Annotated in this window: 8 protein-coding genes; 7 read left to right on the top strand and 1 reads right to left on the bottom strand. The window is 49.9% G+C overall.

Annotated features, from left to right (window positions below; translation table 11 throughout):
- The first annotated feature begins 29 nt into the window (after window positions 1–29).
- The 7 genes from cdaA (at window position 30) to glmS (ending at window position 12470) form a co-directional block, all read left to right on the top strand.
- Window positions 30–842 carry a diadenylate cyclase CdaA gene (gene cdaA / locus GJ688_RS04885; protein WP_155475424.1) on the top strand — a complete coding sequence of 271 codons (813 nt, stop codon included), beginning with the start codon at window positions 30–32 and terminating at the stop codon, window positions 840–842.
- On the top strand, window positions 842–1891 hold the full coding sequence (locus GJ688_RS04880; RefSeq protein WP_155475423.1) for a CdaR family protein: 1050 nt from the start codon (window positions 842–844) through the stop codon (window positions 1889–1891). The genes cdaA and GJ688_RS04880 overlap by 1 nt, the downstream gene beginning before the upstream one ends.
- Window positions 1857–3689, top strand: a complete 1833-nt coding sequence (locus GJ688_RS04875) for an NAD(P)/FAD-dependent oxidoreductase (protein WP_235910785.1) — start codon at window positions 1857–1859, stop codon at window positions 3687–3689. Before GJ688_RS04880 ends, GJ688_RS04875 begins: the two co-directional genes overlap by 35 nt.
- Window positions 3690–3879: 190 nt before the next feature.
- Window positions 3880–5304 (top strand): phosphoglucosamine mutase, encoded by a 1425-nt coding sequence (locus tag GJ688_RS04870; protein ID WP_170291671.1) that lies wholly within the window; start codon window positions 3880–3882, stop codon window positions 5302–5304.
- Between the two features lie 411 nt (window positions 5305–5715).
- Window positions 5716–7719 carry a methyl-accepting chemotaxis protein gene (locus tag GJ688_RS04865; RefSeq protein ID WP_155475420.1) on the top strand — a complete coding sequence of 668 codons (2004 nt, stop codon included), beginning with the start codon at window positions 5716–5718 and terminating at the stop codon, window positions 7717–7719.
- A 341-nt stretch (window positions 7720–8060) separates the two neighbouring features.
- Window positions 8061–10064, top strand: a complete 2004-nt coding sequence (locus tag GJ688_RS04860; protein ID WP_170291670.1) for a methyl-accepting chemotaxis protein — start codon at window positions 8061–8063, stop codon at window positions 10062–10064.
- Between the two features lie 579 nt (window positions 10065–10643).
- Entirely contained in the window at window positions 10644–12470 is a 1827-nt protein-coding gene (gene glmS / locus GJ688_RS04855) for a glutamine--fructose-6-phosphate transaminase (isomerizing) (protein WP_155475418.1), read from the top strand.
- 274 nt (window positions 12471–12744) lie between these two features.
- On the opposite strand, the gene GJ688_RS04850 is transcribed toward glmS, so the two are convergent.
- Window positions 12745–14052, bottom strand: a complete 1308-nt coding sequence (locus tag GJ688_RS04850) for a D-alanyl-D-alanine carboxypeptidase family protein (RefSeq protein ID WP_170291669.1) — start codon at window positions 14050–14052, stop codon at window positions 12745–12747.
- Between the last annotated feature and the right edge of the window lie 122 nt (window positions 14053–14174).

The raw sequence follows: 14174 nt of genomic DNA, 5'->3' as shown, positions 1-14174 counted from the left end.
AGAGAAAATCTAGAAGAGGAGGTGATCTGATGATTCCACCGGCCTTGGAAAAGTTCAACCTGATCGCACTCATAGACATCTTGGCCGTTGCCTATATCATTTACCGGCTCACCATGTTTATAAAAGGCACCCGGGCGGTGCAATTGCTCAAAGGGTTCGGTGTGTTAATCATCGCCTCCTATCTGAGCGAAGCCCTCAGCCTGACCACCTTGAGCTGGCTTTTAAAACAAGCCTGGACAGCGCTCATCGTGGCGCTTCCTGTCGTTTTTCAACCGGAACTGCGCCGTACCTTAGAACAGTTGGGGCGGGGTAAACTTTTTCCAGCTCAGCTCGCTGTGATGGGCGATGAGGACAGAAGCTTAGTCATCGGGGAAATCGTTCGCGCCGTCGGCGTGCTCGTCAAAAACAAGATCGGTGCGCTGATCATCATCGAACGAAAAACCGGTGTCAATGATGTCATCGAGACCGGGACATTTATCGACGGGAAAGTATCGAGCGAGTTTCTCGTGAACATATTCATCCCCAAGACACCCCTTCACGACGGCGCTGTCGTCGTCCGGGGCGATCGGGTCATCGCGGCGGCCTGTTACCTTCCGTTGACAGACGACCCCGATCTGTCCCGGGAACTGGGCACCCGGCACCGGGCCGGCATCGGCATTACCGAACAATGCGACGCCGTGGCGGTGATCGTCTCGGAAGAGACAGGCAACTTATCCCTGTCCGTCGATGGGAGACTGACCCGCTTCTTAGATGAGACATCCCTGCGATCACGGTTAGAAGAATTGCTGCAACCGAAGTCGTCAAATACGCGGCCATTCTGGCATTGGAGGGGGCAGCAATAATGGATCTCGCCGAAACAGCACGCCGTAACTGGCTCTATAAGGCGGCTGCCCTTGCCTTAGCCGTCCTTCTATGGATCTATGTACAGGCGGAGCAGCAAGGGACACAAACCTTTCCCGTCACGCTCGAACGAGAAGGCCTGGAAGCGGGCTATGTGCTCGACCCGGAACCGCCGAACGTGGTGGAACTTAAGGTCCGGGGACCGAAGTCGATATTAGCGAACTTATCGTCGCGAGATTTCCGGGCCCGGCTCAGCTTATCCGGTGCCAAGCCCGGACCGCTGACGGTTAGTATTCAAGTCGATTCACCGTCCAACGTACAGGTGATCAGTCGTACGCCATCAGAGCTCAACCTGAACGTAGATGTCTTAGAGACCCGCACCGTTCCCGTCGCCTGGGAATACAAAGGCACCCTGCCGACAGGGTATAAGATGGGCGATCCCACCTTTCAACCAGCCGATGTTGTCCTCAGCGGACCCCGAGAAAAACTAAAAGCGATCCGGAAGGTCGGCGTTCAGATACCGGTCGGGGGAAAAGAATCGATCCTTCGCAGCCTGCCGGTGAGCATCATGGAACCGTACATCAATAACGATGACGGGCGGATCCAAATCTCGCCGCGTTCGGTCGAAGTAAACGTACCGATCACCCAGGAGATTACCTCTAAGACGGCAAACATACAACCGCAAGTCGTTGGAACCCCGGCAAAAGGATACCGTGTCGCCTCCACGCGGGTCGAACCGGCATCCGTCACGGTCCAATTGCCTGTGGAAATGTCACCGGAAGTGCGTAGCCTTTCCACCTCACCGGTAGACATCACGGAGGCTAAAGGAGACGTCGTTAGAGATGTGCCCCTCCAGTTCCCGAACGGGATTCGCCCGCAGAACGCCGCCCAAGGCATGGTGAGAGTGACCGTCGTCATCGAAGCCGTATCGGCCACAACCCCTGCGGAGACGGTACCGCCGGCAAGCGGGCAAACCCCGACCGGTGGTGGAACGGGTACGGGTACGGGAACCCCGAATGGAACGAAGGAACCTGCTAAGGAAGGTCAGTGAGCCGAAAGGAGCCTTTGGGACGAATTTGAAGATACGGATTGCCAATTTACGGGCCGGCTTGTCGGAAGACACCGGCCGTCTTTTGCCGAAGGCGGCAAAACGGCTGGGCTTGAAGCCTGGCCAAATCGCTGAACTGAATATCATACGTGAAGCTGTCGATGCTCGCAAAAAGGCCGATATCCGTTTCGTCTACACGGTGGAAGTCCTCCTCAAGGCCGACGTGAAGATCCCCAGCGGAATTGTAGAAAAGGATAGCCAAATTGCCATCGTCAAAGAAGAAAAAGTGAAGCCGCTGTTGCGAGGAAACGAGCCACTGACTAGCCGTCCTATCGTCGTCGGCGCGGGACCTTGCGGCTACTTCGCCGCCTTAAAACTCGCCGAAGCCGGTTACCGGCCAATTCTCTTGGAACGAGGCTACGATGTGGACCGGAGAACGGAAGACGTACGCCGGTTCTGGGAGACGGGAGAATTGCAGGTCAATTCGAATGTGCAGTTTGGAGAAGGCGGCGCCGGGACCTTTTCCGATGGTAAACTGACGACGAGGACCCATGATCCCCGGATTACAGAGGTCTTCGAACGGCTCGCTGAAGCGGGAGCGCCCCAGGAGATCCTCTACAAGGCTAAGCCCCATGTGGGAACCGATGTGCTCCGTCAGGTGGTCCGCAACCTCCGGAAGCGTTTGGAGGAACAGGGCGGAGAGGTCTTCTTTGGTGCTCAGGTGGACGAACTGATCCTTGAGAAGACGGCACTCGGCCGCCGGGTAGCCGGGGTGAAGCTCACGAAAGAGAGCGAGCTTATGGCCGAGCATTTGAATAAACATGCTAACCAAAAGGGTTTGACTAAGTTTAGTGCGGGTAGCTCTGATGCAGGGGGTCTGTCTACAAAAAGTCTGCCTGTAGGTAGTCTGCTTGTAGATAGTCCGTCTGAAAGTAGGGAGATACCGGCCGAGATTGTTGTTCTAGCCATTGGCCACAGTGCCCGAGATACGGTAAAGAACTTATACCATCAGGATGTGCCTATGCAGGCGAAACCCTTTGCGATCGGTCTTCGGGTGGAACATCCTCAGGAATTGATTGACCGGTCCCAGTATGGGGAAATGGCTGGGCACGAACGCCTTGGTGTGGCCGACTATCAACTACACACGAAAATCCAAGAAGCCGGACGGACGGTCTTCTCTTTCTGCATGTGTCCCGGCGGTACCGTGGTCGCAGCTGCCTCAGAAGAAGGTGGCGTCGTCACCAACGGCATGAGCGAATACGCCCGAGACACGGGCGTGGCCAACTCGGCCCTGGTCGTCTCGGTCGGTCCGGAAGATTTTCCCTCGCCCGGTCCGCTCGGCGGCGCTGAGTTTCAGCGCATCTGGGAACGCAAAGCCTTTGAACTAGGCGGATCCAATTACCGAGCGCCAGCCCAGACGGTCGGTGACTTTTTGGCCGACCAAAAAGGCGATCTAACAGGAGCGCTCGTCACGCCCACCTATCAACCAGACGTTACGGCGGCCAACTTGCACGCGAGCCTCCCGAAAGAGGTCGGCGAAGCCTTGCAAGCAGGGCTGAAAAATTTCGGACGGAAAATACAAGGCTTTGATATGGCCCAGGCGGTGCTAACGGGCGTAGAGACGCGCACATCAGCCCCCTGGCGCATCCTTCGTGATGAGTCTCTGCAGTCGCCGGACCTCCATGGCCTTTACCCAGCTGGAGAGGGCGCTGGTTATGCGGGAGGCATCGTCAGTGCTGCTGTAGACGGCCTACGGGTGGCCGACGCGATCATCTCTACCTACCGTTTGGTCGAGGCGTAAACGGAATCGGTGACAGAAAACTAACTGGAAGAAGTCAAAGGCAATTGGAAAATATAAATTTCAATTAAAAGCAAAAACAACGCAACAATAAAATAAAACGTTCATGGCCCATTGGGCCACAGGCTATCATGAAAATGGCTTTTTCATAAAAAAAATTAGATAATAAGAGTGATAAAGGGGAATGGAACCTGTGGGTAAACTCTTCGGTACTGATGGTGTTCGCGGCGTCGCCAATAAAGAACTGACGCCGGAACTCGCCTTTAAACTAGGCCGGGCTGGAGCCTATGTGCTCAGCAAAGAAGCGCCCCATCCGCGCATCGTCATCGGTAAGGACACGCGCATCTCCGGGGATATGCTGGAGGCGGCCCTCATCGCCGGCATCACTTCTGTCGGTGGGGAAGCCTTGCCGGTCGGTGTACTTCCTACGCCCGGGATCGCCTACCTGACCCGGAAGCTTGAAGCGACGGCGGGTGTCGTCATCTCCGCTTCCCACAACCCGGTGGCTGACAACGGCATTAAGTTTTTCTCCGCATCGGGCTTCAAACTTCCTGATGCCGTAGAAGAAGAAATCGAAAGCTACATTCTAGGAATAGGCAAAGAATCGGGCGATAAGCCCTGTGACAAGAATGGTTGCAGTGACACCAGTTCAAGCGACTGCCTCGGCGATGCAGAGGGCCACCATAGCGATGGTTTGCCAGCCCCGATCGGTGTACAAGTGGGAAGAGTTTGTCCGGTGACCGATGCCGAGACCATGTATATCGAGTTTTTAAAGCAGACCGTCCCCGTAGACTTTTCCGGTTTGAAAATCGTCGTTGACGGGGCGAATGGTGCGGCTTCTCGTGTGGCTCCCCGGGTACTGCGAGAACTGGGCGCCGAAGTGATCCCGATCTTCTGCGAGCCGGACGGTACGAACATCAACGACGGCTGTGGTTCCACCCATCCGGAGGAGCTCAGCCGGGCTGTCGTCGACCATGGCGCCCACCTGGGACTCGCTTTGGACGGCGATGCCGACCGGCTCATCGCTGTTGACGAAAAAGGAAATATCGTCGATGGTGACCAGATTATCGTTACCTGCGCCTTACATATGAAAGCAAAGGGACAACTGCCGAAAGATACCGTCGCCGTGACCGTGATGAGCAATATGGGATTACATATCGCCTTAAAACAGGCAGGCATCCACATCCTCGAAACCAAAGTGGGCGACCGCTACGTACTGGAGGCTTTGTTGCAGCATGATGCCGTCTTCGGCGGCGAACAGTCGGGCCACATCCTTTCTCTGCAGCACAACACCACCGGCGACGGGGAACTGACAGCTCTGCAGTTGATCACAGTGATGAAGGAGACGGGAAAACCCCTTTCGGAACTGGCTGGTCAAATGCAGCGCCTTCCGCAACTGCTGGTCAACGTGCGGGTGAAAGACAAAAGCTGCATGAATGCGCCAGAAGCCTTAGCAGCAGTTGAGGCGGGTCAAGAAAAACTGGATGGCCATGGACGTATCCTCGTTCGCCCCTCCGGTACAGAGCCGCTCATCCGGGTCATGGGAGAAGGCCCCGACCTCGTTGAACTAAAGCAGATCGTAGAGGAAATCGCTGACGTGTTCCGGACGTTCCAGTAAAAATCATGTCCCTGGGACTTCCGAACATGCCGGGATTTTCTCGGTTCCAATAATAGAAACACAAAACGCCTTGGTGGTATTATTCTTTTTACCACCAAGGCGTTTTCTAATTATACTATCACTCAAGTTTCATCTACAGAAATAGCGTCTATCCTTGAATAGAGTTCTTTTTTCTACATTGTAGAAATTAAATGAGAACACCTCTCGTTAGTAGTCTGTGGTTAGGGTAACTTAACTTTAACTAATTTATAGCGGCTTTTCTATATGAAGAATCAGAATAGTACAGAAATTCAACGAACTAATTAAAAATTAATGCAATTTTATGTTTGTAAAAACATAACTATGTTATTCAATTAGTTAAAAAATAATGTATAATTTAGTTAGTAAATTTTTTCGAAAGGAGGAACCAAATTGCGACGTGGTAAGTCAAGCTTGATGACCCAACTCATCCTCTTTCTGATCACTCCGGTTATTTTGGGGATGGCGGCCGTTGGGTACCTGGCTCATCATGGATCTTCAGTCATGCTTAACAATCAACTTAATCAAAGCTTAATCTACCAGGCTGAAAATGAAAGTAGAAACCTCGAACTATCCCTGCAAGAAAACGAAGACTCCATACGCAATCTGGCGGCAATCATGGGTCAAAATCCCCTAACCGTGGTACAAGTACGATCCATTTCCCTCTCTATTATGAATGTGCACCGAAACATGGCTAACTTGTTCATTGGATTTGAAAACGGGGAAGCTTTAGACGCAAAAGGCTGGGTTCCACCGGCCGGGTATGATCCCCGTACACGTGCGTGGTATAAGCAAGGAAAGAAAACCCCTCTTGGCTCTGTTGAATATACGGATATCTACAAGGATGCCATCACGGGAAAAGATGTCATCAGCATTGTAACACCGATACAGAAGGGCGACCAATTTCTTGGTGTCGTGGTCGCTGATCTTGATTTAACCTATTTGAAAGAATCCGTAGCGAATATAAAAAGCGGGGAGTCAGGATACGGATTCTTGATAAACAATCAAGGAAACTACGTCTATCATCCCACCTTACCCATTACAGAAAATATCCTCACACTAGACAATGGTGCATTCGCGCAAGCGGGCAAAGCATTTCTCAGTGGAAAACCTGTATTAGACTCTTTTATTTATAAAGACGTAGAAAAAAGATATGCTTCCCACCCGGTCGGTAAAACCGGCATGGTGCTCGTCGTGAACATGCCAGACAGTGAAATCGATGCGCCCATTAATGAACTGGCTCGTCAAAATCTCCTGACGACAAGTGTCGTCATCGCGATTTTGGTCGTGCTCATCTATTATCTATCTCAACGGATTAGTCGATTGGTCATCTATATTGGTCAAGTGGCCAAGCAGATCGCGAGCGGCGATTTGAACACCTCTGTGACCTGGTCTGAAAAAGAAGTGGCAAGCGAGGAATTTGCCTCTTTACTCGAGAGCTTTCGGGAGATGTTGGCTAATCTTCGTGGTGTTGTAGGCGACGTGGCAGCTGCATCGCAAACCGTATCGGCATCGTCGGAAGAATTGACCGCCGGCGCTGACCAAACGGCGCAAACAATCAACCACATGGCGGCTTCCGTCACGGATGTGGCCAACAACATTGAAAAGCAATCTCAGAGCATCGAAGCTTCCATCGGCACGGTGCAGATGATTTTTTCCCAACTGGATCAAACCTCTGCCCAGGCTAGCCAATTGACTGTCACAGCCCATAATACCGCCGAGATGGCGAAAAATGGACATGGCTCTGTAACGACAGCGAAGGTAGCCATGGACCGGATCCGCGATGCTGTAGTCAACCTTTCTACATTCGTTTCCCATCTGGATGAGCAGTCGAAGGAGATCGGGCAAATCGTCAACACCATTGCCGACATTGCCTCCCAAACCAACCTGCTTTCCCTGAACGCGGCCATTGAAGCGGCTCGTGCCGGAGAACACGGACGTGGTTTTGCCGTCGTCGCTGAAGAAGTGCGCAAATTAGCAGAAATGTCTCGGAAGGCGACAGAAGATATCACTGCCCTTATCCAAACGATTCAGCAGGAGATGAGCCAGATCACGCAAGCGATGACCGTCGGTCAACAGGAAGTCCACCGTAGCACCGAAATCGTTACCGGTACGGGAGACATTTTCAACAATCTAACCGATAGGGTTCTATCCTTGGCGGTCGATGTGGAGGGAATCGCTGAAATGGCGCAGAGTATCGCCCAGGAAAGCAAAACAGCTACAGAGAAGTTAAACGTAGTAAGCCGGATTAGCCGGGATACGACTCGTCAGACCCAAAATATTGCAGCTGGCGTCCAAGAACAATCGGCTGCTATGGAGGAAATTGCCTCGGCGAGCCAATCCTTGGCCTTTACGGCTCAAGAACTGCAGCAGTCGATTATGAAATTTAAACTATAATCGATAGAACGATAGGGATGGTATGAAAGCGTAATATCCTCCGAAAAAGGTATGCATACAAAATGTAGAACCGGGTTGGCTCATAAAACGATGAGCCAGCCCGGTTTTTCGTTTGCAGGACAAATAACTTAGCGAAGTTGCGCAATGTTCTAGTAGTACGGTTAAGTATAAATGGTGAATAGCCAAAAAACTTGATTATATCCGGTCCTGAACAAGCAGTGGTTTTAAGAAGTAAAGACGAATTATACCCATTAAACAATAATGTCGAAATTTGTTACATAATGTCGATTAGCAGTGTATAATTAATTGGTACATATACTATGAGAGGGGGGCCTCTAAAAATGAGAATCCTTAAAGCAAGCCTCATGACCCAACTTATCTTGTTTTTGATCACTCCCGTTTTTTTGGGTCTGGCGGCATTCGGATACCTTGCTCATCATGACGCTTCGGTGATCATGGACAAACAACTGAAAGATACGTTGGCCTATCAGGTAGAAAGTGAAAGTCGCAAACTTGAACAATTAATGCGAGAAAGCGAAAATTCCGTTTTAAATTATGCAGGTATTATCGGTCACAATCAGATGACAAAAGATCAACAACGGGCGATTGGCCTTGCCATTCTCAAAGACAATCCGGGTATGACGAATCTGCTCATCGGGTTAGAAAACGGTGACGTCGTCGACGCCAAGGGATGGGTGCCACCCGCCGGTTATGATCCACGACAACGGCCTTGGTACTTACTCGGCAAAAATGCGCAAAGGGGAACCGTCGGGTATACAGAGATCTACAAAGACGCAATTACCGGGAAAGATATCATCAGCATAGCTGCGCCCATACGGGATGACAATCAAACCCTCGGCGTTGTCGTTGCTGACTTAGATTTGAACCTCGTAAAGGAGTCGGTTTCAAAGATAAAAATCGCTCAAACAGGGTATGGCTTTTTGATCAACAAGCAAGGAAACTTCGTCTATCATCCTACGTTAACTTTAAAAGATAACATCAATACCCAAGATAACGGGGACTTTGCAATTGCGGGTAAAGAGTTTCTTAGCGGAAAACCAGTCCTACAGCGTTTTGTTTTTAACAATGTAGAAAAGCAGTACGCCTCACATCAAGTTGGAAATACAGGTTGGGTGCTCGTTATCGGCGTCCCAGTGAGTGAAGAATATGCTGGTGTAGATTCCTTAAAGCAGAAGACATTTATCTCTACAGTGATTGTCATCGCCTGTCTGATCGCGATTATCTATATTGTATCCCGCCGTATCAGCCGGTTAGTGACTCACCTCGCCGATAATGCGCGGCAGATCGCGGAAGGCGATCTGACCACCGATACACTTTGGTTTGAGACAGAGGCAGCGAGCTCTGAATTTGCCTCGTTACTGAGCAGCTTTCGAGAGATGACGAACAATCTTCGCCGTGTCGTTGGCGACGTAGCCGCGGCCTCACAAACCTTGTCCGCTTCGTCGGAAGAATTAACTGCCAGCGCTGAACAAACGGCTCAAACGGTCAACCATATAGCGACGTCTGTTTCCGACGTCGCTGATAATACGGACAGGCAATCTCAAAGCATTGAAGATGCCATCAGTACGGTACAGTCGATTTTTTCTCAACTGGATCAAGCCTCCGTACAGGCGGGTCAAGTGGCTGCAGTGGCTCACAACACAGCTGAGATGGCGAAAAACGGTCACGGATCGGTCTCGACAGCGAAAGAAGCGATGGATCGAATCCGCGATGCCGTCGTGAACCTTTCTACATTTGTAGCCCATCTGGATGAACAGTCGAAAGAGATCGGACAAATCGTCAGCACTATCGCTGATATCGCTGCGCAAACTAACCTGCTCTCGCTCAACGCAGCGATCGAAGCGGCTCGTGCCGGGGAACATGGCCGAGGTTTTGCCGTCGTCGCCGACGAAGTCCGCAAGTTGGCCGAAATGTCTCGAAAGGCGACAGAGGACATCACCGTCCTGATCCAAACGATTCAGCAGGAAATGGGCCAAATCACCCAAGCGATGACTGTCGGCCGGCAGGAAGTTAGCCGCAGTACCGAGATCGTCACTGGTACCGGAACCATCTTCAATAATCTGACCGACAAGGTGTTGACCTTAGCCACCAATGTGGAGGGCATTGCCGAATTGGCTCAAAGCATCGCCCAAAATAGTAGGAAGGCGACAGATCAAATGAACGAAGTAAGCCGAACCAGTCAGGATACGAGCCGTCAGACCCAAAACATCGCCGCCAGTGTTCAAGAACAATCGGCAGCCATGGAGGAAATCGCCTCGGCCAGCCAATCCCTCTCCTTTACAGCCCAAGAACTGCAGCAGTCGATCACAAAGTTCAAACTGTAAGGTACACCTTAGGAAGCGGGCGGGTCCCTTTACTTTTTGGACCTGCCCGCTTTCTTTTGCATCTATTGCCGCCTGCAGAATCAAAACCTCAATAACCTTGAAGTCAGGCAATTTATCGAAAAAAAAGAATCGAGCAATAAGTTAGAAGTTTAGGAATGATAAGAGCAAAGAATATTTTTACGGGAGGGTTGCAGCCTTCTTGTCCCACTGATACAATGATCATGACTCGAAATAGGGCTTAACAGGTATCAGAACTCGACAGGTGAATATGCAGCGCCAGAACCGGTATTTCACTCCATGGTTAAAATTCTAGTGGGTACATAAGTGGATTCCGGTTGACGAGGAAGGGGCTTATCGAAGATTTCGGCGGATGGCCCCTCGGCCGCTTACGGTCGACAGCCTAGCTACAAATCCCGGGAGCAATCGCGGAGACAAAAAGCTGGCAGTGAGTGTCGGGATAGATCTGTGCCTTTGAGCCGCCAAGCCTTTCGCCAAGGGATGCGAAAGAGGCGGCTTTTTTGCGCCCGTTTTGATTCGAGGGGCACAGCCCGACAACATACGAGAGGGGAAACGAAAAAAATGTGTGGAATTGTTGGTTACATCGGCGGCAAACCGGCCGCCCCAATCCTGGTGGAAGGTCTGAAAAAACTCGAGTATCGCGGGTATGACTCCGCCGGTATCGCCATTATGGAAGAGGGAAGCATTGAAGTCCGCAAGGCGAAAGGCAAACTGGCCATCTTAGAAGAAAAACTGGGTGACGCCGCGCCTACAGGCCTTATGGGCATCGGACACACCCGTTGGGCCACCCATGGCAAGCCTTCCGATGAAAACTCTCACCCCCATCAGGACTGCCAAGGCGACTTCGCCGTCGTCCATAACGGCATCATTGAAAACTTCCAAACCTTAAAAGAGCGTCTTATCGCTGACGGTCACCGCTTCACCTCGGAAACAGATACTGAAGTGCTGGCCCACTTGGTTGAATCCTTCTACGAAGGGGACCTGGAAGCAGCTGTCCGCAAAGTCGCCTCTGTCATCGAAGGCTCCTACGCCATGGCCTTTGTCTGCCGTCGTGAAGGCGACAAGATCGTCGCTGTCCGCAAAGACAGCCCCATGGTCGTCGGTCTCGGCGACAAGGAATACTTCCTGGCCTCGGATATCCCGGCTATTTTGAATCATACCCGTCAGACCTATATCTTAAATGACGGCGAAATGGTCATCCTCACCACCGATAGCGCCACTGTCAAGGACGCTAAAACCGGAGAGCTCATTGAAAAGGAAATCTTTGAAGTGAAGTGGGACGCTGTCGCAGCCGAAAAAGGCGGCTATGACCACTTTATGTTGAAGGAAATCTATGAGCAGCCCAAGGCCCTACGGGACACGATCAAAGGACGCTTTGACGAAAACGGCGTCAATTTAAGTGAAATCGGCATCGATACAGAACTGCTTCGCAAGGCCAACAAAGTCGTCATCGTCGCCTGCGGCACCGCCTATCATGCCGGCTTAGTCGGTAAATACGTCATCGAAAACCTCGCCCGCATCCCCGTAGAGGTGGACATCGCTTCCGAGTTCCGCTATCGGAACCCGATCATCAATAAAAAGACCTTAGTCATCGTCGTCAGCCAGTCCGGTGAAACGGCAGACACCTTGGCCGCGCTCCGAGAAGCCCAGTCCAAGGAGGCCAAAGTCCTGGCCATCACGAACGTGGTTGGTTCGACCATCGCCCGGGAAGCCGACTCGGTCCTCTACACCTGGGCCGGCCCGGAAATCGCTGTAGCTTCCACGAAAGCCTACACCACCCAATTGGTCGCCATGAACATCGTCGCCCTGGCCTTGGCCCAGTGCCAATGCGCCCTTCCCTGCAGCGAGATCAAAGCCATCGCCGAAACCTTAAAACAGATCCCCGCCCAAGTGGAAACAGTCCTGACCCAAGCGGACAAGGTAAAAGAGATCAGCGAACAGATCAAGGCTTGGAACGACGTCTTCTTCATCGGCCGCAGCATCGACTACGCTGTCGCTATGGAAGGCTCGCTGAAGCTCAAAGAAATCTCCTACATCCACGCCGAAGCCTATGCCGCCGGTGAACTGAAGCACGGCACCTTGGCCCTGATCACCGACCGGATCCCTGTCATCGCTCTGGCTACCCAGGAGCAGGTCCTCGACAAGACCGTGTCCAACATCCAGGAAGTCAAAGCTCGGGATGCGTTTGTCATCGCCGTGGCGCAGGAAGGGAATAGTGAGATCGGTAAGTTTGCCGAACATGTACTCACCATCCCCCGGACTCATGCAGCGCTGACACCGATCCTGGCTGTGGTTCCGTTGCAGTTGTTGTCGTACTATACAGCAGTGGCTCGGGAGTGTGACGTGGATAAGCCACGGAATTTGGCGAAGAGTGTGACGGTGGAGTAATAGTCATATTTTTTGGCTTCGATTGATCAATAAATATAAAGTTGGTAACTAACACTTTTAATCATTAGTAAAAAACCTTGGCATATTTTCTTAAATATGCCAAGGTTTTTTACTATTACTTTTTCAGGATCTCTCAGACGACTCTTATGACCTTTTTGTAATATTTTGAGCTAAGAATTATCATAACTTATTCAACCTAAAGTAATACCAATAATTAGAGTGCTTCTATTGGACAGGAATATATAATGTCTTTGTACGGTCCGTAAATCAGGGTTTAGGTCGTTGAAGCCTTACTTCTACCAATAGATTTTCTGTTTCTTCGCAATTTATTACGTTTTATTATTTGTAAGTTGCTATATATCCGAAGCGCCACAATAACCAAAAGTAAAACTACAAACCATTTAACATATAAATATTTACTATCATCATTAATATCCTTAGTGGTTAAAGGTGTTGTGGGAGGTATAGTTTCTTCTGATGATGAGAGAGGAATAGTGCTTAGGAGATTGTTTCCGCTCCAAACCTCAACAGTGGAAATTTCTTCACTTTCTTTTGCTTGATCGTTTTTATTTGAAACGGGTTTCACTCGAAGATTGACAGTTGGCAATTGTCCATCAACCGTTTTCGTTAAATAAATTGGTATTGTTAGATTTAAGTTAACTGATTTAGAACCAACCATTATTGAACCCACTGAAGCTCCTGATGGTTTGTATAATATATTGCTTGTTTGAGTAAAACCGTACTCAAAAAGATGGGACATGTCATTCCAGATAGTTCCTACCGGTGATTTTAATAACACTCCTACTAGACTGCGTCCATTCACTGTTGATGTAGCAACAAAACAATTTAATGCTTGAGAGGTAAAGCCTACTTTCATGCCGTCAACATGCGGGTCACGCCATAACAGCTTATTCTCATTAATCATTTGAGTTGGTTGACCCTGTACGGAACGAGTGATCCATTGTTCTTTTGTTTTTATATATTGATCAAATATTGGATTCTGATAGGCGACACGGGCGATCAGCGCTAAGTCGTGTGCAGTTGTAGTATGCTGCGGGTCAGTTAAACCGGTAGGATTAACAAAATGAGTCTGTGTTGCACCTATTTGTTGAGCCCTAGCGTTCATCATGTCAACAAATTGAGGTACACTCCCACCGATATATTCCGCAATAGCAACAGCAGCATCGTTTGCAGAATCTAGGAGTGTAGCATATAATAAATCATCCAGAGTTAACGTCTCGCCTGGGGTCAAATTAATGACTGTTCCGTATACTAATTTACTATCAATAACCGTATTCGTAATTGTTACCTTATCATTTAAATTTCCATATTCGATAGCTAAAAGAGCGGTCATAATCTTGGTTGTACTTGCTGGCTCTAGTTTTTCGTTAGCGTTCTTAGTGTAAATTTCTTGTCCAGATTGAATATCAAGAAGATAACCAGATTCTCCTCGAATTTCAGGTAATGCTGTGCTTGCCGCATTTACAGGCGCAGGAATAAGTATAGTTAAAACCATAAGCATGGAACCAAACAAACGTATTGGTCTTAATCGTTTCTTATGTTTCCTTTTAAACAAATACATTATATTTATCCAAACCTTTCTAGAATGTCTCATCTTTAAATTGTACTCGACAATATTCGACATATATTTTAATATATTTTTTTTGATTTGGATATAGAAAAATCAGCTCCGCTGGCGATCAT

It is taken from the genome of Heliobacterium mobile, from assembly GCF_009720735.1.
GTDB classification, from domain to species: Bacteria; Bacillota; Desulfitobacteriia; order Heliobacteriales; family Heliobacteriaceae; genus Heliobacterium; species Heliobacterium mobile.
This window is presented reverse-complemented; position numbering and strand designations above follow the sequence as displayed.